Origin of the sequence: Alcanivorax sp. HI0007, assembly GCF_001635525.1 — a bacterium.
Lineage (GTDB): Bacteria > Pseudomonadota > Gammaproteobacteria > Pseudomonadales > Alcanivoracaceae > Alcanivorax.
Map to the genome: position 1 here is coordinate 1 of NZ_LWEJ01000103.1, position 22,889 is coordinate 22,889.

Sequence of the window (22,889 nt, forward strand, 5' to 3'; positions counted from 1 at the left end):
TTTCTGCGGTACGGGCGATCACCAGCACGGTGGCTCCGGCCCGCGCCAGCTTCAATGCTGTCGCCTTACCGATGCCGGAGGTGGCGCCGGTTACCATCACGACCTTGCCGTCCACCCGTTCGGGCAGGGTGGGCAGGGGTTGCAGTTCATCCTTGCGGTCACCGCGGTCCGGGTCCAGGTGGTTTTCCCAGAAGTCCCACAGTTGCTGGATATAACCTTCCAGATCCGGTACCTCGATGTTGCTGCCAGCCAGGGCTTCACGGGCACGCTGGTTATCGTACTCGGTGGGGAAGGTGAGAAATTGCAGGGCTGACGGCGGGATATCCAGATTCTCCAGTACCGTATTGACCATCAGCTTCGGCGTCATGGCGCTGACACCTTTCTTCACAAAGCCGGGGACGGCGTTAAACAGACTGTTATCCAGTTTTACCGGCCAGCGCGGGGCCTGGGCGGCACCGGCAATAATGTCCATGAGTTCGCCCAGGTTGTAGCTGCGGTCCGCGGTGAGGTGAAAACACTGGCCATCATGGTCCGGCTGGTGGGCGATGTGATCCAGGGCATCCGCCACAAAGTCCACCGGCACCACATTGAAGTGGCCGCCTTCCACGCCGATCAGTGGCATCCAGTTGGGCAGTACGTCCTTGAGCTTCTGGATCAGCTTGAACATGTAGTAGGGGCCGTCGATCTTGTCCATTTCCCCGGTTTCGGAATGGCCTACCACCATGGAGGGGCGGTAGATGCGCCAGGGGAGTTTGCTCTCCTGACGAACCAGGGCTTCGGACTCATGCTTGGTCAGCAGGTAGGGGTCGTCCAGGCCAGTGGCCTCCTCGAACATGTCTTCGGTGAAGGTGCCGTTGTAGAGACCGGCAGCGGCAATGGAGGAGACATGGTGAAAGCAGCCTGCTTCCAGTTTTTCTGCTAGTTTCAGGGTTTGGCGGGTGCCCTCGATGTTGGTGTAGCGCTGGGTGTTTTCGTCGGCGGTCAGGTCATAGATGGCCGCCAGATGGAAGAAATGGTCCACCTGACCGTTCAGATCGTCCTGATCCCGCTTGCTGACGCCCAGCAGTTTTTCGTTGATATCGCCCTGGATGGCCACCAGGCGGTCGGCGTCCACACCCAGGCGACGACGCAGGGCATCCAGCTTGTATTCGGAGCCGGAGCGCACCAGGGCAAATACCCTGCTGTCCTCACGCTTGAGCAGACGACCAACCAGAAAACGACCAATAAAGCCGGTGGCACCGGTGACGAAATAGTTCATTGCTTTCCCCTTTTGCTTCCCTGCTGCCCGCTGTGAGCGGGCAGTCTGTGTTGTAGCGCTAATTGATGATGCGCCGTGAGATCGGTAAGAGCCAAATTTCTTGCCTTACAACTGTAAGGCGGATTCTCTTTCAGCGAACACTTGTTTGTCAAAGATTATTATGTAACCAGGGTGTAGTTGCGCGATGAGCGTTATTCATGGGATTATTTAACTAACACTCGTTAGTGATAATGTTATGGCTGAAACAACTCGACAGCGGCAGAAGCGACAAACCCGGGAGCGCATTCTGGAAGCGGCACGGACCCTGATGGCCGGTGGCCGCGGCCTGGATAGCCTGGGATTACGGGAAGTGGCCAGGGAATCCGGACTGGCCGCCACGTCCCTGTATAACCATTTCCCGGACATGGATGCGCTGGGGCTGGCGCTGATCGATTCCTGCTGCTTTCGTCTGCGCTCCGCCATGGAAAACGAGCGCCGCAGCATGATCGAAATCGGGCCGGCACGGGCTGTGAAAGAGCTGGTGGGCCGCTTTGTCCGTTATCTGAACGATTATGAAAATGACTTCCGTCTGCTGGTGCAACAGCGTCTGGGCAGCCATGACCGCTACCGGATGCGTATCCAGCGGGAGCTGCAGCTGCTGGTGGACGAGCTGGCCGAGGATGTGCGCCAGGCAGTGGCGGCCCAGGGGCGCGATCCGGTGCCCGCAGAACAGGAGGCGGAAGCGGCCATTGCCATCATGTTTGGCGCGGGGATTTCCATGCTCGACAACACGGTCGCCGCGCGAAAAGTGTTGGCGGACCATGCCTGTCTGCAGCTGGAAATGATGGCGCTGGGTGGACGAATGATGGCTCAAGGGGTGCGACTGTAGGCTGTTTTGGCCGTTGTTCTCTTGGGTTTGAGCGGCAAACCGGACAAATGTGACGCAATTCGTGGGTTTTTGACAAAAATTGCACTACAAAAGCGCATTGGTTTCCTTCAATTGCCACAGGAGGTGGCGATGTCATTCGATCCCACGGATCCCTACGACGCGGCGGCCCTGTACGACATGTGGCTCAATTGCAGTCGTTGCCCGGCCACCTTCGATTTCGAGCCCGGTGGTGAAATCAATCTGGAGTATTACCACCGTATTGGCCAGCAGGCGCGCCGGGAAAACTGGGCAGTGTTGCCGGCCCGTATCAAAGGCGACGAATTGGTGTTCAATGTGCTTTGCCCGGCCTGTGCAAAGGGCCTTGGTGTGGCTGATTGTGAGGGTCATATGGAGCTTGCTGCCCCGGTGATCGACCAGATTTGTCAGGCCATGCGCGAGGCGTCTGCGGCCTGAGCGTTTCTGTCATCGTCCCTCTTTTTCTGGCTGGTTAGACTGGTGGGTAATTCAGAGGAGTTACCCATGACCGCCGATTCCCTATCCCTTTATCAGGCTATGACCGAGCGCCGCTCTGTGCGCGGCTTTCTCGACAAGCCGGTACCGCAAGCAGAGCTGGAGGCGATTTTCTCACTGGCCCAGCATGCTCCCTCAAACTGCAATATTCAGCCCTGGCAGGTGTGGGTTGCCAGTGGAGAGACGCGCAATGCCTTGCGTGAGCGTCTGGTGGACAAGGTCAGCCGGGGGGTTCCCTTTGCGCCGGACTATGAAAGTCTGCCACGTTTCCAGGGTGTCTATCGGGAACGCCAGGTCGATTGCGCCATGGCCCTCTACGGCAACATGGGCATTGCCCGGGAAGATCGGGAGGGCCGCCGTCGTGCAGAGCTGCGCAACTTCGAGCTGTTCGATGCGCCCCACGTGGCCTTTATCGGCATGGAGCGGGATTTTGGCGTTACCGTGGCGCTGGATGTGGGCATGTATGTGCAATCCCTGCTGCTGGCCATGACCGCTCACGGGGTGGGGGCCTGTGCCCAGGGCAGCATGCGCTACTACCCGGACGATGTGCGCGAGCTGCTGGGGATTCCTGACAGCACCGCCATCGTGCTGGGCATCAGTTTCGGTTACGAAAACGCCGATGTGGCAGCCAACCGCACCCGGGTCGGGCGGGTGCCGCTGGGGGACTCGGTCCGTTTCTTTGGTGGCGGTTGAGCGGACAGAACAGGCGCAATTGTGGTACCATTGCGGTTTTCCGACCCAGTGGACCCCAATGATCATCGTCAAAGGTTCTTTCCCCGTGAAACAAGACCAGCAACCCGAGGCACTGGAGCTGGTGCAGGCCTTGGCGAAATCCTCCCGGGGGGAACGCGGCTGTCTGGCCTATGAGGTATACCTGCAGGCAGACGAGCCGCGGGTCATCGTGGTTTGGCAGCAATGGACCGACCTGGACGCGTTGGAGATCCACTTTGGTTCCGAGCATGTGGATGCCTTCCTGGATGCCATCCCCGACATGATCGATGGTGAAGTGACCTCTGCCCGATTCGATGTGAGCAGCCTGGACGGCGAACCCGTTGTTGATGAGGTGGCGGAGATTGCCCCGCTGGTGCTGGCGGACAACATTACCCTGCATTGACCGTTTCGCGTTCAGGTACCAAGTCAGCAAACCCATCGCTGCAGATGTCATTCCCGGCCAGCCTTTCCTGCGCTACCCTCTGAGGTCTGTTGCAGGAGCCTCCATGAAAACCCGTATTGATTCCGTCGAAGAGATAACCCGCAGTTTTGCCGGGCAGGGCTATATCTGTAGTGAGCAGATTGCCCTGGCGATCTACCTGGCCGCGCAGTTGCACAAGCCGGTGCTGGTGGAGGGACCTCCGGGGGTGGGCAAGACTGAGCTGGCCAAGGCTGCGGCGGCTTTCCTGGAAGCCCCGTTGATTCGCCTGCAGTGCTATGAGGGGCTGGATGAAAGCCGGGCGCTGTATGAATGGAAATACGGCAAGCAGCTGCTCTATACCCAGTTGTTGCGTGACAAGCTGGGCGGCATGCTGGCTGACACCGACAGCCTGGAAGCCAGCATGGAACGGCTGGGAGACCTGGGTGAAGCATTCTACAGCGATACCTTTCTGGAGCCGCGGCCCCTGTTGCATGCCCTGCGCAGTGACGAGCCGGCGGTGCTTCTTATCGATGAAATCGACAAGGCGGACCAGGAGTTCGAAGCCTTCCTGCTGGAGCTGCTGTCCGATTTCCAGATTTCCATTCCCGAACTGGGCACGGTGAAAGCCCGCCACCAGCCCCTGGTATTGTTGACCAGTAACGACCAGAGGGAGTTGTCCGATGCCCTCAAGCGGCGCTGTCTGCATCTCTATATCCCTTACCCGACGGCAGAGCTGGAAGCACAGATTGTGGCTACCCGGGTGCCGGATCTGGATGTCCGGTTGCGGGAGCAGCTGGTGGCGTTTATTCAGCATCTCCGCGAGCAGGATATGAAAAAACTGCCGGCCATTTCTGAAACTCTGGACTGGGCCCGTGCGCTGGTATTACTGCATGCGGATAGTCTGGAACATGCCCAGGTTGCCGATACGCTGAACCTGGTACTGAAAACCGAGCAGGATGTGTCGTTGGCCCGTGAGTTATTGCCTGCCTGGCTGCGCAAGCTAGGTAAGCGCTAACGGGATTGCCGGCGTGAACGCTTTCCGCACTTTCCCCATGGACCACTAGGGGTTGCCGATGCCAACTCGTCGCTTGTCCGAGTTTGTTCAAGCCTTGCGCGGGGCTGGGCTGCGCATTTCCCCGGATGAGGCCAGCCAGGCCATGGATGCGGCGGCGCTGGTGGGCTATTCGCAGCGCCAGCGTTTTCATGACGCTCTGGCCCTGACGCTGGTCAAACAACAGCAGGACCGGTCCGCGTTCGAAGAAACCTTTGCCCGCTTTTTCGAGGCGGAAGACCCTCGTTCTGACTCCCCGCAGGACTCTGCCTCGTCCATGCCGTCCCCGGCAGCTCAGCCTGACCCGGCTTCCGCACAGACGCCTGAGGCGCAACAGGCAGAAGCCTTGCTGGCCAGCACTCCCGAGCAGCTGCAGCAGCGGATGGCAGAAGCTGCTGCCGAGATGGACTTCACACAAATGGAAGTGATTACCCAGCAGGGGATCTATACCCGTCGCTTGCTCATGAATATGGGCATGGGAGCGGTGGATGACCGGGTATTGCAGCTGGATCAGGGCAGCCCGGCCCAGCAGGCCAGGGCGGAACAGCTGCGGCAATGGCGAACCCGGGTTCGGGAACAGGCGGCCGCTCAGGTGCGCCGTCAGTTTCTGCTGCATGGGGCGGGTAAAGGGCGGGCACTTCGTGAGCAGACCCTGCGGGCAGTGCCATTCCGGGACCTGCGTGAATTTCGTGACGTGCAGGCACTGGTGCGCAAGATGGCCCGGCGACTGGCGAGCCTGCACCAGCGACGCACCAAAACCAGTCGCCGGGGCATGCTCGATGCCCGTCGCACCATGGTGGCGAGCATTCGCCATGATGGCGTGCCGGCGAAACTGTTCTGGCGGCGTCGCCCGCCCCGCAAGACCCGGGTCATGGTGATCTGTGATGTGTCCAGCTCGGTCAGCGATGCGGCTCGCTTTCTGCTGCAGTTTCTCTATGCCATGAACGATGTGCTGCCACGGGTGCGCAGTTTTGCGTTTGCCTCGCGGTTTGATGAAATCACCGAGGACTTTGCCCGTTACTCACCCGAGGTGGCAGTGGGCCAGGTGCTGGATCGGCTGTCCGGCAGCGGTACCGACTATGCGGAAATGTTCCGGGCGTTTCAGGCCCGCTGTGAAAGGGAGCTGGATGCCCACACCACGGTGATCATTCTCGGTGATGCCCGCAACAACTACCTGCCGGACGGTGCCGAAACGTTGCAGGCGATCCGTCGTCGGGTCAAACAGGTGTGGTGGTTGAATCCGGAATCCCGGAGCCGCTGGAACAGCGGTGATGCGGTGATGGACCGTTACCTGCCGCACTGCCGTCTGGCCCGCCAGTGCGCCACCCTTAACGACCTGGAGCGGGTGGTGGACAGTTTGTTGGGATCGCTGGATTAAACGCCAGATGCTTGAGGCCTGATAAAAAACTGTGGGAAGCGATGTTTGAGAGCGCCGGACGCCATACAAGGCAAGAAAGCAGCAAAACACTTGATGCAAAAAAAAGGCGCTTTTACATTGACCCGCGTCGGGTGTCAGGCGCGATCCCGTGAGCCCTTGCCCGGATCACGCAGCACTTGTTTAAGAGTGGCCATCAGGCGAGCCTTGTTGATGGGTTTTGCCAGGTGGGCCACCATGCCTGCGTCGTGGCAGGCGTGGATCTTGTCCGGTACCGCGTGGGCCGTCAGAGCCACAATGGGTATCCAGGGCAGCCGGCCTTCCTGTTGCAGCTTGATAATGGCGCGGGCGGTTTCGAATCCATCCATGTCCGGCATTTCGCAGTCCATTAGAATCAGATCGAACGACTGGCTGGCAGACATCAGTACCGCAATCGCTTCCATGCCACTTTCCGCCACTTCGGTCTCGTAGCCCAGTTTCTGACACAACCCCTCGGCCACCATCAGGTTAATATGGTTGTCATCGACGATCAGGAGCCGTCCACCGGAAAGGCCAGGCACGTCGTTGTCGTCGTTTTGTGGCAGGTAGCCGCTGTCCTTTTGAGTGCCGGGCAAAGGCAGGCGAAACCAGAACCGGGATCCCTGATGCTGGCGGCTGAAGACACCAATCTCGCCTCCCATGATTTCTACCAGTTGTCGGCAAATTGCCAGCCCAAGACCCGTCCCGCCATAGCGTCGACTGGTGGAGCTGTCGCCCTGGTGGAAATGATCAAACAGGTTGTTGAGTTGCTCAGGGGCAATGCCGATACCGGAATCCGAGACTTCGAAATAGACATAATCCGGATTGTGTTCATCCCGCGTAGCGCTGACAGTGATGATGCCGTTACTTGTGAATTTCACCGCATTGCCGATCAGGTTTACCAGAATCTGCCGTAACCGGACCGGATCACCCAGGCAGCGTTCTCCCAAATTGGCGTCGAGCTCGGTCTGCAAGGTATTGGAGTGTACATGGGCCTTGTGTTGAAACAGGGCGAGGGACTCGTCAACCACATCCGCCAGGTTGAAGCTGGTCTGCTCGATGGGCATCTTGCCTGCTTCGATGCGGGAGTAATCGAGAATGTCGTTGATCAGGTTGAGCAGGCTGTTACCGGATTGCTCGATGACATTCAGATTGTGCTTCTGGTCCTGATCCAGCGGGGTGCCCTTGAGCATATCCACGGTACCAATGATGCCGTTGAGCGGCGTGCGAATTTCGTGGCTCATGACAGCCAGGAATTCGCTACGGGCACTCAGCGCACGGTTCAGTTCCCGGGTGCGTTCATCCACGCGTTGCTCCAGGACCTCGTTGGCTTCCCGTTGAATGCGGGCATTCTCACTTTTCAGTACCGTCATCCTGTGAGCCAGAGCGAAAGACAGCAGTACCGCTTCGGTAAAGGTGCCCAGCTGCATGGCATTTTCCAGCAGCCATCCTCCCTCCAGAAGCTGGAAAGTCTTCAATATGTAGAGCACGGTGGCGCAGGCGACGGCAGTAAAAGCGAGCAGGAAATAACGCGCCGGGCTGTAACCCTTGATGATCAGCCACAGGGAAAGGGCAATGGCAATAAAAGGCCAGGGCAACACAATGGCGGTGGTGGCCTGGATGGAGAAATGAAAGTTAAGCAACGTCAGCGGGGTCAGCGCCAGCAGCACCATCGCGCTAGAGAACAATACCCGGTGAATTCGCGGGGCCCGTTTTTTCAACTCCAGGAACTGGCTGGCAAACAGCATGGAAAACGCCAGTGTGACCAGATTCAAAACCGGCAGGGAGTAATGATTCCACAGGGTGGCATCAGGCCACAGCCATTGGTAACTCAGCCCTTCCCGGGTAAACAGGTTAAGACCAAAGGTGCCGAGGTAAAGGACATAAAGCAGATAACTGGGGTCCCGGATCGAGAGGAAGATCAGGAGATTGAAGAGGCACATGGCGACAATGGCGCCAAAATAGAGGCCGTAAAAAACAGAAATTTTGTTGTCATGGGCGTTAAAGGCTGCTGGCGTCATCAGGGTGGCGGGCAGCTCAATCACGTTATTGCCCTGGGCCCGTAACAGCAGGTAATGCTCGCTGTCAGCGGGCAGGGTCAGAGGCGTCACCAGGTGATAATGGGGCAGTTCCCGGCTGTGAAAGGGCACTCTGTCGCCCATGCGGGCATGCTTGATCCGGTTGCCGTCTTTATCGAAGACGTAGATATCCAGGTAGTCCAGATGGGGGCGTCCCACCCTCAGAAACCAGTAGGGCAGCGTGCTGTTGTTTTTCACGGGAATAAGAAACCACTGGTATCCCTCGCGAAAGCCCAATGAAGGATAAGGACTATCCAGCTTCTGCCCTTTCCCGCCAAGTAATGCCTGCAAGGCAAGCGCCGGGCTCAAGGAGTGATCTTCGTCGCCGAGCCATTGCATGCCTGCGGCGGCTTCATAGCTGTCGCGGTCATCCGCCAGCGTGAGAGCGTCGCTGTTCAATGACAGAAACAGAGCGCAGATAAACGCAGCCAGTCGCCCTGTGGTGACGGTTCCCTTTGTCATTCCCGATCCTGTTTTACTGTTATCGCTGTTATCCGGATGCGGCGTGTCTTGTTTTGAAGGTATTTTACAGACTTTACCGTATTGCCCGGAACCGTGCGTCGGACAGGGTCTCCAAAATGGTGATTAAACGGAAAAGGAGATATGTATGAAAGTGATGATACGTAATGTTCTGGTCATGTCCTGTTCCCTGGTGGCGGCCTCCGGCGCCTTTGCTGCTGGCCCCTACATCGGTGGTAACTATAGCCAGATCCAGTATGACAACGAGGAAATTGACAGCGATACCCTGAAAATTGATGCCGCCACCATCCGTGCCGGCTTTGATTTTACCGACTTTCTTGCCCTGGAAGCCCGGGGTGGCATGGGGTTCGACAAGGACTCCCGTGGCATCGTCGACTTCGAAATGGATCATCTGTATGGCGGCTATGTGAAGCTGGGTGCGCCAGTGGGTGACACGCTGCGTCCCTATGTGATCGGCGGCTACAGCAAGGTAAAAGGAGAGGTCTCGGCCAGCGGCACCGTGGCGGGAGTGGATTATTCCTTCAGCGAAACGGAAACCTTTGAGGATGAGTCCTGGGGTGCCGGGCTGGATTTCAATCTGACCGATACTCTGGGCGCGAACCTGGAATACATGCGCTATGTGGATACCGATGAAGAAGAAATTTCCGGGGTCAGCGTAGGCTTGCGTTCCGCTTTCTAGGTTGCGCGGATTGACCCGCCTGCGGGCACCATCCGGTGCCCGCATCTTCAACCTTCCCGGGACAGATCCAGAGCTTTTTCCAGATTGGGGCGGAAAGCGGTGTTGACGCCAAGTTTCATCATGGTCCAGTAGTGCCCGCTGACCACTCTCTCGATTAACAGGCTCCGGGAGGAAGGTTGGAATTTCAGCATTTGCTCCAGTGGGGTGCGTTTCACCTGTCGAAGTATGTCGGTGTGCAGTTCCGAGCGGCCAAAGTCGTAGGGTTTGTCATCGAAGGCCCGTAACAGCAAGGCGATCCAGGTGGCATAAAATTGCCCGTTGACCTGGGTGTCTTTCTTGCGGGCTCCCAGTTCCAGCAAGAGTTCGTCCAGCTGCTCCCATTGTTCATTCAGGGCGCTGCGTACGATCTTGCGCAACAGGTCGGCATCCTGGGGCGGCAAGCGTTTTACCGCGCCGAAATCATAGATCACGATGGTGCCGTCCGGGCGAAAGGCAAAATTGCCGGGATGTGGATCGCAGTGAACCGCCCGTAACTGGAAAATTTGCTGGCCCAGGGCATCGAAAAGGCGCTCGCCAAGCAGGTTCCGGGTCGCCTGATCGAAGCCGTGATCGTCATCCACCTGATCCAGGGCAATGCCGGTTTCCTGGCTCAGGGTCAGCACCTTCTCGCTGGACAGATCCTCGAAAACCTGCGGGATCACCAGCCACGGCTGGTCTTTGTGGAATGCCTGGAAATGTTTCAGGTTGCCCGCTTCCTGGTGGTAGTCCAGTTCTTCGTGGAGCTGGTTGCGGATTTCCTTGAACACCGCGTCCAGAGCCGCTTCATCCACTTTCAGCAGGCTGCCCAGACGCAGGATCCGGCGCAGATGTTTCATGTCCGAATCAATGGATTCCTTGACCGCCGGATACTGAACCTTGACCACCACATCCTTGCCATCATGGGTGGTGGCCCGGTGAACCTGGCCGATGGATGCCGCTGCGAAAGGGGTTTCCTCAAAATCGGCAAACAGCGAATCCAGTGGTTTTCCCAGCTCCCGCTCGAGTTGACGACGGATTACGTGGAAAGGCATGGGCGCCGAGGCATTCTGCAGCACCTTGAGCTGATCGCTGATCTCCCGGGGGAGAATGTCCTGCATCTGCGAGGCAATCTGCCCCACTTTCATCACCGCGCCTTTCATCTCTCCGAGGGTCGCTGCGACTTCCCGGCCGATATGCTGGAGCAATTTTTCCCGGTCTGCGGCTTTGGCCATATCCGACTGGAACCACCCCTTGACCTGATGACCGGCCACCCGGGTGGCAATGGACGTGGTCATGCCGGTCAGCCGGAACAGTCGGCCGGTGGCGGTAGTGGGGCGTTTGCGACGGCGGTCGTCAGCCATGGTGTCCTCGGGTGGCGCGAGCGATGTTTTGGGGAAGCATTCTCGGCATGCGCTGAGCAAATCAGCGGACGCTACCAGACTCTAGCGCTTGTCCGGCGGGCTGTACATGGTGGGATGATGCCAGAAAGAGAGGGGGAGAAAGTGAAGTTCGAGTAAATGACGGGCAAAAGAAAGGGGCCCAAATCAGGCCCCAAAGGAGAGTACAACAGAATCAGGGAAACAGAATCAGCTACGTTTTTCCCCGGCAGAAACCAGTTCATTGAACAGTTTCTCGCCTTCTTCGCGTGCAGAGGCAACAGCACCCAGGCCGGCCAGCACGAATTCGTTGGTTTCTTCGGCTTTCTCGCCGCGCTCTTTCTTGCCGGCTTCAACCAGTTTCTCGTAGAGGGCCTGGCGCTTTTCCGGCGCGGTATCGAGCAGCTGACGGGCAGCCAGCAGGGCGCCGCGGCTGGCCAGCAGAGCCTTGGGCTTGCCTTCAGCGTCTTCGCCAAACGCTTCGGTGCCGGCTTCCACGTACTTGCTCAGCAGCTCTTCAGAACCTTCCTCGGCCTTGTCATAAGCGCCCAGGCCAGCCAGGTACAGTTTGTTGGCCAGTTCTTTGGCACGGTTTACCAGAGATTCGCTTTGTTCGCGGAGATCTTTCAGCTCGCCCATGATTAATGGTTCCTTTACGTTGTCCGGTGTGAAAACAAAATTTGTTGCAGCGGTAATGTGCGCTGCGTGGGATAAAGAGTAAGGATTCAGAGAAAGGAGAGGGCGGCTAACTGTCCAACAATTGGACATGGAGCGGTGAGCATTGAAGCGTCAGGATGTGATATCCGTCAAAGTCAGTAAGCCAAACCCCGCATGGTCGTGATTTATGCTCATGCGTACACTGGCTAAAAAGACTGTACCGGCTAGAGAGAACATAATGATAGAAAAATTCATTGCCAAAGTGCCTTCGCGTATCTGGGCAGATGGCCGACCGGCTCGTGCCCGCCAGTGGGAAGCGGAATTCAACGTGGCCTCCTGGGTCCGGATTGCAGGGGCGGCGGGGAAGGTGCAGTTGGTGGTGCGCTACCTGGACAATAAGACCGACCGGGCCGTGTTGGTGGATACTGCGGATGTGGGCGGGGAAGGCAGTGCATTGCTGTCCGGCAGTATACGCTTGAAGCTGACTGCAGACGTGGAGCAGGTGCAAATTTCCTTGCGGTTGAGCGAGCCGGCCATGACCCATGTGGTGGAAGAGTTGTTCATGCAGCGGCGCGGCGCGGCCCTCAAGACCTCCGACAAACTGATCTCGAATTACTGACCCGGCAGGAAAGGAGCGATCCATCCGGCAGCCGTGGCGGACATGTTTGGGGTGTCTGTCCCGGTAGAAAAATCGGGCAGGAAAAATAGACGCGTCAGCCCTGGCGGCCGACGCGCTGCGGAAAGTGGGGGCTGGGCTCGAACGAGTCCTGTTCCTGGCGAGCGGTGTCGTCATGGTTCACCAGGGACTCCGGCAAGCTCTGGAAATCCAGGCCGGTGAGCCGGTTCAGGCTCTCCAATGCCGTCTTCGGACGCAGCTTTTGTAATCTCAGAATCTTGCTCATGGCACGTTCTCTCTTGCTTGAAACAACTAAAGCGAGAACCGTGCCAGTGCTGTGAAAATATTTTTATTGTTTTTGTTCAGTGGCTTACGTTGTGTAAACGGGAAAAGTCACTGCGCAATGGGCGAAGCCCGGCAGCATGTGACAATTTTGGTAACCTCCTTTTCCGTCAATCCAGAAAGAAATCCGGCAGCAACTTGTTGTCATCCAGATCCGGGTCCACCCGATAGCCACTGAAGTCGTTGACGCCGGCGCTGCGCAACACGTCCTCATCAATAAAGAAGCGCCCACTGGCCGCGTCCACTGGCTGTGTGAGGAGGGTCCAGGCGGCATCGGCCATGATGGACGGCTGGCGGGCGGCCTTGACGGTGGGGGCGCCGCCGAGCTGGTTCTGTACGGCGGCAGTGTTGATGACGGTTTTGGGCCACAGGGCATTGACGGCAACTTTGCCGGCATATTCGTCGGCCATGCCCAGCACGCACAGGCTCATGCCGTACTTGGCCATGGTGTAGGCCACATGGCGGCCAAACCAGTGGGGCGCCATGTTCAGTGGTGGGGCCAGGTTGAGAATGTGCGGGTTGGCCGCTTTCTTCAGATGGGGCAGGCACAGCTTGCTGGCCATGAAAGTGCCGCGACTGTTGATCTGGTGCATCAGGTCGTAGGACTTCATGGTGGTGGCTTCGGTGCCAGTGAGGGAGATGGCGCTGGCGTTGTTAATCAGAATATCAATGCCGCCAAAGGTTTCCACGGCCTTGTCCACGGCGGCCTGCAGCTGTTCCTCGTAACGAATGTCGCCCACACAGGGCAAGGCGGAGCCGCCTGCCTCGCGGATTTCCTCGGCCGCGGTATAGATGGTGCCGGGCAGTTTCGGATGCGGCTCGGTGGTTTTGGCGAACAGAACGATGTTGGCACCGTCACGGGCTGCGCGCAGGGCGATGGCCTTGCCGATGCCGCGGCTGGCACCGGTAATGAACAGGGTTTTGTCTTTGAGGTTGTCAGTGGACATGGGGCTCTCCCGGAGTTGGCGCTGACAAGTGAACGAGAGTTACTTGTCAGCGGCGAGACGTAACGTTATGGTTGCTTTTTTCGGTCATTTGGGGCCATGCGCGGCACAAGCTGGATATAGCCATGACAATACTAAAAATGGACCCTGCGGAGTACTCGGTCTCCGCCGAATACCTGGCCCTTTTTCTGGAGGTAATGTCCAGACGGGGCATTGCCAATGAGGTATTGCTGTCTGGCACTGACATTGAGCCTGGCTGCTGGCGGGACCCCAAGGCACGGGTAACCGCCCAGGATTTTGAACGGGTGGTGATGCGCGGTATCCAGCTTAGCGGTGAGCCCTGGTTGGGCTGGGAGCTGGGCGCCGCCATGACGATTTCCTCCCATGGGTTTCTGGGGTATGCCGCCATGAGCAGCGCCACCCTCGGCGAGGCCATGGAGCTGGCGGTGAAATACTTCCGTACACGCAGCACCCTGGTGCAGCTGGATATTTTCACCGATGGCGACATGGCGGTGATGCAGATCGATGAGTTGCTGGCGCTGGGTGGGTTGGCGCCGGTAATGATGGAAAGCCTGTTCGCCAGTTTTCACTTCATGGGCCAGAAGCTGTTGCCGGATATGGAGATTATCGGTGAGTTGCGCTTTACCTACCCGGAGCCCGAGTACTTTGCGCGCATGCGGCCGGTGATGCCGGTGCCGGTGTATTTCGATTGTGCCTACAACCAGATGCGTTTTCCGGTTGAGCGCCTGGACTATGAACTGCAATTTGCCGACCCGCGTCTGGCACGCATGGCTGCGGATCAATGTGAACAGGAGATGGCCTCCATCAAGGCGCCGCCAGCCCTGCTTGGACAGGTTCGGCGGATCATTCTGGGCGGGGGTGGCCGTTTCCCCGGCGTCGAGGAGGTGGCCGGTGAGCTGCATATGTCGTCGCGCACCCTCAAGCGCAAGTTGCAGCAATTGGGTACCAGTTACCAGGAAGTGCTGGATGGGCTGCGCAAAGGCCTGGCGGTGGAATACCTCACCCAGACAGACAAGACGGTCGACGAAATCGCCATGAGTCTGGGCTATTCCGATGCCTCCAACTTTGCCCGGGCGTTTCGACGCTGGACGCTGCGAAGTCCTTCAGATTATCGGTAATAGGGTCCCATGATGCGGGGCAACCGTTGACGGCCCGTTGTGAGAAGCGAGGTACGAGGAGCGAAAGGCAGTCCGGTTTTGAATTTCGACACCCGTAGCTCGTCACTCGCTCCGATGTTCTGTTATTTGAGGAGACACCATGGCCACACTCCACCCGCGCCTTGCCGCTGATACCCGGCCCCTTGGCGAAACGGATCTTTGCTGGCTGCGCTGGATGAATGACCGGCGCTTTCCCTGGCTGATCGTGGTGCCCAAACGCGACGGGCTGCGCGAATGGCATCACCTGCCCATGGCGGACCAGCAGGCGCTGCTGCAACAGGTCAATGGCCTGGCGGCGGAGCTGGAGCGGGTGACCCGGGCGGACAAGATCAACATCGGCGCCCTGGGAAACCTGGTGCCGCAATTACACATCCACATCATTGCCCGCTTCGAGGGGGACCCCTGCTGGCCTGGCCCGGTCTGGGGGCAGGGGCAGCCCGAGCCCTGGACAGAGGGCGAGAGTCCGGAGTGGCTGGAAAAAGTGGCGTTGACGGGGGCCGTGTAGCCATGGCGGGCCTGGTACCGGTAACCGTGCAATGCCCCCATTGCTGGGAGCCCATCGAGGTGTTGATTGATACGTCGGTGGCAGAGCAGGAGTACGTGGAAGACTGTCAGGTGTGTTGCCAGCCGTTGCTATTTACTGTGGCAGTGCCATTCGACAGCGAAGAGCCGCAGGTGGATGTGCGGCCGGAGAATGAGTAGCCCGCCTCTTTGCGATTGGCTCGATGCCGCTCGCGGCGCGATAGCCAGGTTCATGTTGTCCCGAGCTGTTTCGAAGTCGCTGTAGGAGCTCCTCTCGAGGAGCGAACCACGCGTCAACGTGGAAATTGCCCGCGGGCGGTCAGGAGTAGCAGGGCTTGACAGGTTCCATGGCCTGCCTCGCTACGCTCGGTTCGCCCCTCAAGAGGAGCTCCTACAGCAGCGTTGTAGAAAGTTTTTCACTGCGCCGGTTATCGCGCCGCCAGTGACGCTCCTGCAGTGCGATTGGAGGGGGGGTTATCAGGTGCCCTTGCGGTCAATGTGCCCCAACTCCCGTTCCGGGCACACCACATCCCGCACCCGTCGCTTCAGCTCGGTGATTTCCGGAAAACCGCCGTCGCTCTTGCGTTCCCAGATTCGCTGGCCATTGGCCTCGATCTGAAAGACACCACCGGTCCCCGGTTGCAGGGCCACTTCGTCCAGCTCGTCGCTGAAGGTGGTCAGCAATTCCTGCGCGTACCAGGCGCTACGGAGCAGCCAGTTGCACTGGCTGCAGTAGTGAATGGCGACCCGGTTGCCAGGCATCAGGGTGTGTCGTTACCCGCCAGGAAGGACAGCATCTCCGGGTCTTTGAGCAGACGGTTGATAGCGCCACTGAGGATGTCGTTGACCATCTGCTGGTTACGGCTTGCCGACGGGGTCAGCGGCAGGTCGTGTTCCACACTGCTTTTGTAGGTGCCAGTGTGGATCACATCGCCACGACTGGCCTCGGCCAGCAGGGTCAGCGTCAGGGTGACCTGATTGATCACCGACCCTTCCTCGGGCACGTAGTCCAGCTGCTCCAGGCGCACTTCCAGGCGGGTCGCGTCATCGCCGGGATTGAACGCGTTGAAACCCTGTGTTTGCAGGCCCTTTTTCACCGCGTCTTCAATGGCGCTCTTCACGTCATTGGCGGGACGCACCAGGGCGGTATCCTTGTAGACGCCGCCGCGGGTGCCAAACGCTTCCTGCTCACGGGAGTCCACGGCCAGAACCTGTACGGGCTGGTTACGGCCAATGTTGGTGGCGTCCACGTCGGCAACCGGTTTGACATCAATCACCTGCGGGCTGAGGGCGCAGCCGGCGAAAGTGGCGGTCAGGGCAAGCACTAGCACAGCACGAAACATGGTGGCTCCTTGTATCAATAAGTCCGCTTCAGGGATTCTTCTGCCAGGGTGAACAGGGTCTCCTTGTAGGGGGAGGCCGGCACAGCAGCGATGGCGTCCAGGGCCAGGCGCGTATGCTCGGCGGCCTTGTCCACCGTATATTGAAGACCACCGCTGGCCTGAACGGTTTCAATAATATGCTGCAGATGATCCAGGCCCCCGTTACGGATGGCGTCCTTGATCAGCTTGGCCTGTTCCGGACTGCCATTGGCGATGGTGTAGATCAGCGGCAGGGTGGGTTTGCCCTCGGCCAGGTCGTCGCCCACGTTCTTGCCCAGCTCGCTGGCTTCACCCTGATAGTCCAGCACATCGTCGATCAGCTGGAAGGCAATGCCCAGATGGCGGCCGTAGGTGGCGAAGGCCTCTACGAAGTCGGTGTTGTCATCGGCTCCCAGCACGGCACCGGTTTCTGCCGCGGATTCGAACATCTTGGCCGTCTTGTGGTGGATTACCCGCATATAGTTGTCTTCACTGGTATTCGGGTCGCGCACATTGATCAGCTGCAGCACTTCACCTTCGGAAATGGTGTTGGTGCTCTGGGAGAAGATATCCAGCAGGCGCGGGTGTTTGAGTGCCACCATCAGTTGCAGTGCCCGTGAAATCAGGAAATCGCCCACCAGGACGCTGGCCGCATTGCCCCACACCGCATTGACCGTGGGCCGGCCGCGACGCAGGTTGGATTCGTCCACCACGTCGTCGTGGAGCAGGGTGGCGGTGTGCAGGAATTCGATAATGGCAGCCACGTCCACATGGCGCTCACCGTGGTAACCGGAGGCCCGGGCACAGAGGATGGAAACCAGCGGGCGCAGGCGCTTGCCACCGGACTGGACGATATAGTCACCCACCTCACGGATCAGCGGGACATTGGAATCCAGGTGGTGGTTGATAAACTGGTTCACCGCCGCGAAGTCATCTTCGACGACAGCATAAATGGCCTTGAAATCCATGCACTTGTGTCCAGACAGAAGGTGGGCGCAACAGCGGGCAATGCTAGCAGTGGCTGGCAGCTAGTCAAGGAAAGCCCATCCCTGGTGAAAGCCGCGAGAGCATGGGGAATCAGGGCTTGTTCAGGGGCGGTGTTTCACGTACACTTCGCGACCCAATTTCATCCTCTGCCTGGCCCGCAAGTGGTGATCCCTGAACAACAGGGTGTTACCCGCCTGAGTGGAGTTGTGCTGGAGCACATACATGTACGCAGTAATCAAAACCGGTGGTAAGCAGTATCGCGTTGAAGAAGGCGATGTTGTTCGCATCGAGAAAATTGAAGTGGCCACTGGCGAATCCGTGGATTTCGATCAGGTGCTGCTGGTTGCCAACGGCGATGACGTGAAAGTCGGCCAGCCGATGCTGGATGGCGCCAAGGTAACCGCTGAAGTGCTGGAGCAGGGCCGTCACAAGAAGATCAAGATTGTGAAGTTCCGTCGTCGTAAGCACTCCCGCAAGCAACAAGGTCATCGCCAGTGGTACACGGCGGTGAAAATCACCGGGATCCAGGGCTGATCCTTAGGACATTTGAGAGAGGATTGAGACATGGCACATAAAAAAGCCGGTGGTAGTACTCGTAACGGTCGCGATTCGGAAAGTAAACGCCTTGGCGTGAAACGCTTCGGCGGCCAGGTTGTCAGCGCAGGCGAAATCATTGTTCGTCAGCGTGGCACCAAATTCCACGCTGGCGTGAATGCCGGCATGGGCAAAGACCACACCATCTTTGCCAAGGAAACCGGTCGCGTTAAGTTCGAAACCAAGGGTCCGCTGAGCCGCAAGTTTGTGGTGATCGAGCCCGTGGCCTGATCCGAAAGGATAGGAAAAAGCCCCGCGAGGCTCCTGCCCGCGGGGCTTTTTTGTGTCAGGCTGCTTGCGGGCGGCGTGGGCTTGGCGAGCTAACAGATCCAGGACATTGTGGTGAGTGGCCCGTGTGCTGCCCTACAATGGCATCCATCCAGTAAAGAGTGTCCCCCAATGCAATTTGTCGATGAAGCCACCATTGAAGTTCACGCCGGTAAGGGCGGTGATGGCTGCCTGAGTTTCCGCCGCGAAAAATACGTGGAATTCGGCGGGCCGGATGGCGGCGACGGCGGGGCTGGCGGCAGTGTGATGGTGCAGGCGGATACCAATCTGAACACCCTGGTGGATTACCGCTACGAGCGCATTTTCAAGGCCCGCAATGGCGAGCCCGGCAAGGGGCGTCAGATGACCGGCAAATCCGCCGATGACGTGGTGCTGCTGGTGCCGGTGGGGACTACCATCGTCGACGTGGATACCGATGAGGTGCTGGCGGACCTGACCGATCCGGAGAAGCCGGTAATGATCGCCCTGGGCGGCCGCGGTGGGCTTGGCAATATTCATTTCAAGAGCAGCACCAATCAGGCACCGCGCAAGACGACCAAGGGCAAGCCTGGCGAATCCCGTCGTCTGCGTCTGGAGCTGAAGGTGCTGGCGGATGTGGGGCTGCTGGGGATGCCCAATGCGGGCAAGAGTACCCTGATTCGGGCGATTTCCGCTGCCAAGCCCAAGGTGGCGGATTATCCGTTTACCACTCTGGTGCCCAATCTCGGTGTGGTGAAGGCGGATCGCCATCGCAGTTTTGTGGTGGCGGATATCCCTGGCCTTATTGAGGGTGCGGCCGAAGGGGCGGGTCTGGGGATTCGTTTCCTCAAGCACCTGGCGCGCACTCGCCTGTTGCTCCATGTGGTGGATCTGGCGCCCATGGATGGCAGTAGCCCGGCGGATCATATTGATGCCATCGCTGACGAACTGGACCGTTTCTCTCCCGCTCTGGCCGAGCAGGAGCGTTGGCTGGTGTTCAACAAGATCGACCTGTTGGCGGATGATGAGGCCCAGGCGCAGGCGGATGCCATCGTCGAGGAGTTGGGCTGGCAGGGGCCGGTGTTCAGGATTTCCGCTGCGGCGGGAGTGGGCTGCGAAGATCTGGTCTATGCCCTGATGAATGCCATCGAGGACCGTCGCAGGCTCGAGCAGGAAGACCCGGAGTATGCCGCTGCGCAGCAGGATCTGCGGGCTCGCCTGGAAGAAGAGGCCCGTGAGAAAGTGCAGGAGCTCAAGGCGGACGCCCGCCGAGCCCGCCAGAATGATGATGACGACGATGACGACCACGATGTGGAAATCATCTACGAACCCTGATTGAGCGCAATGAAGGAGTGAGCGTGGCGGACCGCCAGCGTTGGGTGATCAAGATAGGCAGTGCCCTGCTGACCAATGACGGCAAGGGGCTCGATTGTGCCCTGATGCAGTCCTGGGTGGACCGCATGGTGGCGTTGCGCGAGCAGGGCATCGAGGTGGTGATCGTGTCCTCCGGTGCCGTGGCGGAGGGGATGACCCGGCTGGGCTGGACCTCCCGCCCTGATTCGGTCCATGAGCTGCAGGCCGCAGCTGCCGTGGGGCAGATGGGGTTGGTGCAAGCCTGGGAGTCGCGCTTCCAGAAACACAATCTGCACACTGCCCAGGTGCTGCTGACGCACGATGACCTGTCCGACCGGAAACGCTACCTCAACGCCCGTTCCACGCTGCTGACCCTGCTGGGTTTTTCGGTGGTGCCCGTGGTGAACGAGAATGACACCGTGGTTACCGATGAAATCCGTTTCGGTGACAATGACACCCTGGCGGCGCTGGTGGCCAATCTGATCGAGGCGGACCGGTTGGTGATTCTCACTGATCAGGACGGCCTTTTTGACGCTGATCCTCGCAGCAACCCGGAGGCAAAACTGATCCGGGAAGCGCGGGCATCGGATCCGGACATTGCCCGTGTTGCTGGCGGTGGCGGGCTGCTGGGGCGCGGCGGCATGGCCACCAAGGTGCGAGCCGCCAAGCTGGCTGCCCGTTCCGGGGCCTCCACCACCATCGCCTCCGGTCGCAGTCCGCAGGTCCTGGCGGAGCTGGCCCTGGGGCAGGGGCCGGGGACCACGCTGCTACCGGATACCTCGCCCATGAATGCCCGCAAGCAGTGGCTTGCCGGGCATCTGCAGATGCGCGGACGGGTGGTGCTGGATGCCGGAGCGGTGCGCCGTATCCGTGATGGCGGATCCAGCCTGCTGCCGGTGGGCGTGGTAGATGTGTTCGGCCAGTTCTCCCGCGGGGAAATGGTGGCCTGTGAAAGCGAGCAGGGCGAGCGCATCGGCTGTGGGCTGGCCAACTATGACGCCGCCGACGCGCGTCGGATCTGTGGCAAAAAAAGTGCCGAGATTGCCGATGTGCTGGGTTACATGAACGAGGAAGAGCTGATCCACCGGGATAATATGGTGGTGTTCGACGTCGGCTGATGTGGGAAGCGAGTCTCGAGTTTCGAGAAGCGAAAGGCAAAACCGGTTTGGCCCTTCGAAACTCGCTTCTCGCAACGCGTCACTGATTTTCAGGCATAAAAAAACCGGCCAATGGCCGGTTTTTTCGTGAACGCATGAGACTCAGGCAGCCATGGCCTTGATCTTGGCGTTCAGGCGGCTCTTGTGGCGAGCGGCCTTGTTGGGGTGAAACTTGCCCTTGCGGGTGGCTTTGTCCAGCACCGACACCGCCTGGGTATAAGCTTCCTGAGCGCTGCCTTGGTCGCCGGACGCAATAGCCGCGTTCACCTTTTTCAGGTATGTGCGCACCATGGAGCGCATCGCTGCGTTGTGCTGACGGCGGGTTTCCGCCTGACGCGCACGCTTGCGTGCTTGCGGTGAGTTAGCCAAGGTCCTGCTCCTATACTTTAAATTCGAAGGTCAAATTCGGGTTACGACACTGGCCTCTGGGGCCGACCCGGCCTGTTGTGGTCAAAAAACACGCGGGTCATGGTCTAAAGACGCGCAACTATGCCGATCCGGCAGCCTGATGTCAATGGGCTGAGGGGCCGGAAATCATCATTCTGGCGGTTTGCGTGGCCTTTGTTTACTCTTGCCCGGTTTGCTGGAGGCACCATGACCGAACCCACAGAAAAGACCCCGAAAAAAGCCGGTTTAATGGCCTCCACTGCCGTGGTGGCAACCATGACCATGCTGTCGCGGGTGCTGGGGCTGGTTCGGGACGTGGTGATTGCCCGTATGCTGGGGGCCTCCGCTGGGGCCGATGCCTTTTTCGTGGCCCTGAAAATCCCCAATTTTTTCCGCCGTCTGTTTGCCGAAGGGGCCTTCAACCAGGCGTTCGTGCCGGTGCTGAGCGAGTATCGCAGCAAAGGCAGCATGGCGGCCACCAAGCTGTTGGTGGATCGGGTGGCCGGGACCCTGGGAACCGTCGTGGCGTTGATCACCCTGGTGGGGGTGCTGGCGGCGGCGGGGGTGGTGTGGTTGTTTGCCCCCGGTTTTGGCGATGACCCGGTGAAGCGGGCCCTGACCGTGGAAATGCTGCGGCTGACCTTCCCTTATCTATTCTTTATTTCCCTGACTGCCTTTGCAGGCGGCATCCTCAATTCCTGGAACCGCTTTGCGGTGCCGGCTTTTACCCCGGTGCTGTTGAATCTGAGCCTGATCGGCTGCGCCCTGTTCCTGGCGCCGCAGTTTGCCGAGGATCGCATGGCGGTGGCGCTGGCCTGGGGTGTGCTGATCGCCGGGGTCGCTCAGCTGCTGTTTCAGCTACCGTTTCTTGCCAGGCTGAATCTGATGCCGGTGCCGCGCATGGGCTGGTCAGACCCGGGGGTGCGCAAGATCATGACATTGATGGTGCCGGCCCTGTTCGGGGCATCGGTCTATCAGCTCAACTCCCTGGTCAACACGGTGTTGGCGTCGCTGCTGGAGACGGGGTCGGTGACCTGGCTCTACTATACCGACCGGCTGATCGAGCTGCCGCTGGGGATTTTTGCGGTGGCGATCGGCACGGTGATCCTGCCCAGCCTGTCCAGCAAGCATGTGGATGCCTCCAGTGAGGCGTTTTCCCGAACCCTGGATTGGGCCATCCGCATGGTGTTGCTGATTGGTCTGCCGGCAGCACTGGCGTTGGCAGTGCTGGCCGAGCCGCTGCTGTCCACGCTGTTCCAGTACGGCGAGTTCACTGCGTTGGATGTGGCGAAAACCGCAGAATCCCTGCGTGCCTACAGCGCTGGCCTGCTGGCGGCCATGTTTATCAAGGTACTGGCGCCGGGCTTCTATGCCCGCCAGGACACCCGCACTCCGGTGAAGATTGGCGTGATTGCCATGCTGGCAAATATGGCGTTCGGCGCCATGCTGGTGTGGGAGTGGCGTCATGTGGGGCTGGCCACGGCCATGGCCCTGTCCGCCTGGCTGAATGCCGGGTTGTTGTATCTGGGGCTGCGCCGGGCGGGGGTCTATCAGCCGCTCAAGGGCTGGTTGTTTCACTGGGGGCGGATGGTGGCTGCCGGTGTGGCCATGGCAGCGGCCACTTACTGGCTGTCTTTGCAAACCCAGGCCTGGACCGAGGCCGGCATGTGGGACCGGGTCGGTTGGCTCAGCCTGATTGTGA

At 59.3% G+C, this 22,889-nt stretch carries 26 protein-coding genes; 16 read left to right on the forward strand and 10 right to left on the reverse strand.

The features are described 5' to 3' along the window. On the reverse strand, positions 1 to 1,258 hold a 1,258-nt coding region (locus A3714_RS06230), incomplete at its 3' end, for an SDR family oxidoreductase (RefSeq protein WP_082850712.1). 235 nt (positions 1,259 to 1,493) lie between these two features. On the opposite strand from A3714_RS06230, the gene A3714_RS06235 reads away from it, so the two are divergent. The 6 genes from A3714_RS06235 (at position 1,494) to A3714_RS06260 (ending at position 6,197) form a co-directional block, all read left to right on the forward strand. Next, positions 1,494 to 2,126, forward strand: a complete 633-nt coding sequence (locus tag A3714_RS06235; RefSeq protein WP_062817634.1) for a TetR family transcriptional regulator — start codon at positions 1,494 to 1,496, stop codon at positions 2,124 to 2,126. 129 nt (positions 2,127 to 2,255) lie between these two features. Beyond that, positions 2,256 to 2,579: a hypothetical protein gene (locus tag A3714_RS06240; RefSeq protein WP_062817633.1), complete on the forward strand. Its 324-nt coding sequence runs from the start codon at positions 2,256 to 2,258 to the stop codon at positions 2,577 to 2,579. A gap of 66 nt (positions 2,580 to 2,645) precedes the next feature. Continuing rightward, positions 2,646 to 3,329, forward strand: a complete 684-nt coding sequence (locus A3714_RS06245; protein WP_063509222.1) for a nitroreductase — start codon at positions 2,646 to 2,648, stop codon at positions 3,327 to 3,329. Between the two features lie 85 nt (positions 3,330 to 3,414). Further along, positions 3,415 to 3,750 (forward strand): putative quinol monooxygenase, encoded by a 336-nt coding sequence (locus A3714_RS06250; RefSeq protein ID WP_231866036.1) that lies wholly within the window; start codon positions 3,415 to 3,417, stop codon positions 3,748 to 3,750. Positions 3,751 to 3,853: 103 nt separating this feature from the next. Beyond that, the gene (locus tag A3714_RS06255) at positions 3,854 to 4,783 is read left to right on the forward strand and encodes a MoxR family ATPase (protein WP_062817630.1); all 930 of its coding nucleotides are present in this window, start codon (positions 3,854 to 3,856) and stop codon (positions 4,781 to 4,783) included. A 58-nt stretch (positions 4,784 to 4,841) separates the two neighbouring features. After that, entirely contained in the window at positions 4,842 to 6,197 is a 1,356-nt protein-coding gene (locus A3714_RS06260) for a VWA domain-containing protein (protein ID WP_063527158.1), read from the forward strand. A 134-nt stretch (positions 6,198 to 6,331) separates the two neighbouring features. Here A3714_RS06260 and A3714_RS06265 read toward each other — a convergent pair whose 3' ends face one another. Beyond that, positions 6,332 to 8,752, reverse strand: coding sequence for a hybrid sensor histidine kinase/response regulator (locus A3714_RS06265; protein ID WP_063509219.1), 2,421 nt, complete (start codon positions 8,750 to 8,752; stop codon positions 6,332 to 6,334). Positions 8,753 to 8,897: 145 nt separating this feature from the next. On the opposite strand from A3714_RS06265, the gene A3714_RS06270 reads away from it, so the two are divergent. Then, on the forward strand, positions 8,898 to 9,449 hold the full coding sequence (locus tag A3714_RS06270) for a porin family protein (RefSeq protein ID WP_062817627.1): 552 nt from the start codon (positions 8,898 to 8,900) through the stop codon (positions 9,447 to 9,449). Positions 9,450 to 9,496: 47 nt separating this feature from the next. Here A3714_RS06270 and A3714_RS06275 read toward each other — a convergent pair whose 3' ends face one another. Together A3714_RS06275 and A3714_RS06280 are read right to left on the reverse strand one after the other, a co-directional pair. Continuing rightward, the gene (locus tag A3714_RS06275; RefSeq protein ID WP_063509220.1) at positions 9,497 to 10,828 is read right to left on the reverse strand and encodes an AarF/ABC1/UbiB kinase family protein; all 1,332 of its coding nucleotides are present in this window, start codon (positions 10,826 to 10,828) and stop codon (positions 9,497 to 9,499) included. 225 nt (positions 10,829 to 11,053) lie between these two features. Next, on the reverse strand, positions 11,054 to 11,482 hold the full coding sequence (locus A3714_RS06280; protein WP_062817625.1) for a phasin family protein: 429 nt from the start codon (positions 11,480 to 11,482) through the stop codon (positions 11,054 to 11,056). Positions 11,483 to 11,738: 256 nt separating this feature from the next. Between A3714_RS06280 and A3714_RS06285 the strand changes: the two genes are divergently transcribed. After that, positions 11,739 to 12,119, forward strand: coding sequence for a hypothetical protein (locus A3714_RS06285; protein WP_062817624.1), 381 nt, complete (start codon positions 11,739 to 11,741; stop codon positions 12,117 to 12,119). 94 nt (positions 12,120 to 12,213) lie between these two features. Here the strand turns inward: A3714_RS06285 and A3714_RS06290 are convergent, their stop codons facing one another. Both A3714_RS06290 and A3714_RS06295 read right to left on the reverse strand, forming a co-directional pair. Beyond that, on the reverse strand, positions 12,214 to 12,402 hold the full coding sequence (locus tag A3714_RS06290) for a hypothetical protein (RefSeq protein ID WP_062817623.1): 189 nt from the start codon (positions 12,400 to 12,402) through the stop codon (positions 12,214 to 12,216). Positions 12,403 to 12,568: 166 nt separating this feature from the next. Further along, positions 12,569 to 13,405 (reverse strand): NAD(P)-dependent oxidoreductase, encoded by an 837-nt coding sequence (locus tag A3714_RS06295; protein WP_063509676.1) that lies wholly within the window; start codon positions 13,403 to 13,405, stop codon positions 12,569 to 12,571. Between the two features lie 122 nt (positions 13,406 to 13,527). Here A3714_RS06295 and A3714_RS06300 point away from each other — a divergent pair, with 122 nt between their 5' ends. The 3 genes from A3714_RS06300 (at position 13,528) to A3714_RS06310 (ending at position 15,282) form a co-directional block, all read left to right on the forward strand. Beyond that, a complete protein-coding gene (locus tag A3714_RS06300; RefSeq protein ID WP_063509677.1) occupies positions 13,528 to 14,541 on the forward strand; it encodes an AraC family transcriptional regulator in 1,014 nt (337 codons plus the stop codon). Positions 14,542 to 14,680: 139 nt separating this feature from the next. Then, positions 14,681 to 15,085 (forward strand): HIT domain-containing protein, encoded by a 405-nt coding sequence (locus A3714_RS06305; protein ID WP_063509678.1) that lies wholly within the window; start codon positions 14,681 to 14,683, stop codon positions 15,083 to 15,085. Between the two features lie 2 nt (positions 15,086 to 15,087). Next, positions 15,088 to 15,282, forward strand: a complete 195-nt coding sequence (locus tag A3714_RS06310) for a CPXCG motif-containing cysteine-rich protein (protein WP_035250019.1) — start codon at positions 15,088 to 15,090, stop codon at positions 15,280 to 15,282. A gap of 297 nt (positions 15,283 to 15,579) precedes the next feature. Here the strand turns inward: A3714_RS06310 and A3714_RS06315 are convergent, their stop codons facing one another. From A3714_RS06315 to A3714_RS06325, 3 genes are read right to left on the reverse strand one after another with little or no spacing between them, the layout of a single operon-like run. After that, entirely contained in the window at positions 15,580 to 15,864 is a 285-nt protein-coding gene (locus A3714_RS06315) for a SelT/SelW/SelH family protein (RefSeq protein ID WP_062817618.1), read from the reverse strand. Then, positions 15,864 to 16,445, reverse strand: coding sequence for a YajG family lipoprotein (locus A3714_RS06320; RefSeq protein ID WP_062817617.1), 582 nt, complete (start codon positions 16,443 to 16,445; stop codon positions 15,864 to 15,866). Before A3714_RS06320 ends, A3714_RS06315 begins: the two co-directional genes overlap by 1 nt. Before the next feature lie 14 nt (positions 16,446 to 16,459). Further along, on the reverse strand, positions 16,460 to 17,431 hold the full coding sequence (locus tag A3714_RS06325; protein ID WP_063509679.1) for a polyprenyl synthetase family protein: 972 nt from the start codon (positions 17,429 to 17,431) through the stop codon (positions 16,460 to 16,462). A 241-nt stretch (positions 17,432 to 17,672) separates the two neighbouring features. Between A3714_RS06325 and rplU the strand changes: the two genes are divergently transcribed. The 4 genes from rplU (at position 17,673) to proB (ending at position 20,761) form a co-directional block, all read left to right on the forward strand. Beyond that, positions 17,673 to 17,984, forward strand: a complete 312-nt coding sequence (gene rplU / locus A3714_RS06330) for a 50S ribosomal protein L21 (RefSeq protein WP_007148862.1) — start codon at positions 17,673 to 17,675, stop codon at positions 17,982 to 17,984. Between the two features lie 30 nt (positions 17,985 to 18,014). Further along, complete coding sequence (rpmA, locus tag A3714_RS06335) at positions 18,015 to 18,275, forward strand: 50S ribosomal protein L27 (protein ID WP_062817615.1); 261 nt, start codon at positions 18,015 to 18,017, stop codon at positions 18,273 to 18,275. A gap of 168 nt (positions 18,276 to 18,443) precedes the next feature. Beyond that, positions 18,444 to 19,625 (forward strand): Obg family GTPase CgtA, encoded by a 1,182-nt coding sequence (gene cgtA / locus A3714_RS06340; RefSeq protein WP_062817614.1) that lies wholly within the window; start codon positions 18,444 to 18,446, stop codon positions 19,623 to 19,625. A 23-nt stretch (positions 19,626 to 19,648) separates the two neighbouring features. Further along, entirely contained in the window at positions 19,649 to 20,761 is a 1,113-nt protein-coding gene (proB, locus tag A3714_RS06345; RefSeq protein ID WP_063509680.1) for a glutamate 5-kinase, read from the forward strand. A gap of 141 nt (positions 20,762 to 20,902) precedes the next feature. Here the strand turns inward: proB and rpsT are convergent, their stop codons facing one another. Further along, complete coding sequence (gene rpsT / locus A3714_RS06350) at positions 20,903 to 21,169, reverse strand: 30S ribosomal protein S20 (protein ID WP_062817612.1); 267 nt, start codon at positions 21,167 to 21,169, stop codon at positions 20,903 to 20,905. 225 nt (positions 21,170 to 21,394) lie between these two features. Between rpsT and murJ the strand changes: the two genes are divergently transcribed. Further along, the coding region (murJ, locus tag A3714_RS06355; RefSeq protein WP_063527159.1) for a murein biosynthesis integral membrane protein MurJ at positions 21,395 to 22,889 on the forward strand (1,495 nt) is incomplete at its 3' end.

Bases quoted from the DNA above. Each gene is read 5' to 3' on its own strand.
- A3714_RS06305 (WP_063509678.1), top strand. From the start codon at position 14,681: ATGGCCACACTCCACCCGCGCCTTGCCGCTGATACCCGGCCCCTTGGC.
- A3714_RS06285 (WP_062817624.1), top strand. From the start codon at position 11,739: ATGATAGAAAAATTCATTGCCAAAGTGCCTTCGCGTATCTGGGCAGAT.
- A3714_RS06260 (WP_063527158.1), top strand. From the start codon at position 4,842: ATGCCAACTCGTCGCTTGTCCGAGTTTGTTCAAGCCTTGCGCGGGGCT.
- A3714_RS06315 (WP_062817618.1), bottom strand. From the start codon at position 15,864: ATGCCTGGCAACCGGGTCGCCATTCACTACTGCAGCCAGTGCAACTGG.
- cgtA (WP_062817614.1), top strand. From the start codon at position 18,444: ATGCAATTTGTCGATGAAGCCACCATTGAAGTTCACGCCGGTAAGGGC.
- A3714_RS06300 (WP_063509677.1), top strand. From the start codon at position 13,528: ATGACAATACTAAAAATGGACCCTGCGGAGTACTCGGTCTCCGCCGAA.
- A3714_RS06295 (WP_063509676.1), bottom strand. From the start codon at position 13,405: ATGTCCACTGACAACCTCAAAGACAAAACCCTGTTCATTACCGGTGCC.
- A3714_RS06325 (WP_063509679.1), bottom strand. From the start codon at position 17,431: ATGGATTTCAAGGCCATTTATGCTGTCGTCGAAGATGACTTCGCGGCG.
- A3714_RS06290 (WP_062817623.1), bottom strand. From the start codon at position 12,402: ATGAGCAAGATTCTGAGATTACAAAAGCTGCGTCCGAAGACGGCATTG.
- A3714_RS06235 (WP_062817634.1), top strand. From the start codon at position 1,494: ATGGCTGAAACAACTCGACAGCGGCAGAAGCGACAAACCCGGGAGCGC.
- A3714_RS06265 (WP_063509219.1), bottom strand. From the start codon at position 8,752: ATGACAAAGGGAACCGTCACCACAGGGCGACTGGCTGCGTTTATCTGC.
- rplU (WP_007148862.1), top strand. From the start codon at position 17,673: ATGTACGCAGTAATCAAAACCGGTGGTAAGCAGTATCGCGTTGAAGAA.
- A3714_RS06275 (WP_063509220.1), bottom strand. From the start codon at position 10,828: ATGGCTGACGACCGCCGTCGCAAACGCCCCACTACCGCCACCGGCCGA.
- A3714_RS06280 (WP_062817625.1), bottom strand. From the start codon at position 11,482: ATGGGCGAGCTGAAAGATCTCCGCGAACAAAGCGAATCTCTGGTAAAC.
- A3714_RS06240 (WP_062817633.1), top strand. From the start codon at position 2,256: ATGTCATTCGATCCCACGGATCCCTACGACGCGGCGGCCCTGTACGAC.
- rpmA (WP_062817615.1), top strand. From the start codon at position 18,015: ATGGCACATAAAAAAGCCGGTGGTAGTACTCGTAACGGTCGCGATTCG.
- A3714_RS06255 (WP_062817630.1), top strand. From the start codon at position 3,854: ATGAAAACCCGTATTGATTCCGTCGAAGAGATAACCCGCAGTTTTGCC.
- A3714_RS06320 (WP_062817617.1), bottom strand. From the start codon at position 16,445: ATGTTTCGTGCTGTGCTAGTGCTTGCCCTGACCGCCACTTTCGCCGGC.
- A3714_RS06245 (WP_063509222.1), top strand. From the start codon at position 2,646: ATGACCGCCGATTCCCTATCCCTTTATCAGGCTATGACCGAGCGCCGC.
- A3714_RS06310 (WP_035250019.1), top strand. From the start codon at position 15,088: ATGGCGGGCCTGGTACCGGTAACCGTGCAATGCCCCCATTGCTGGGAG.
- A3714_RS06270 (WP_062817627.1), top strand. From the start codon at position 8,898: ATGAAAGTGATGATACGTAATGTTCTGGTCATGTCCTGTTCCCTGGTG.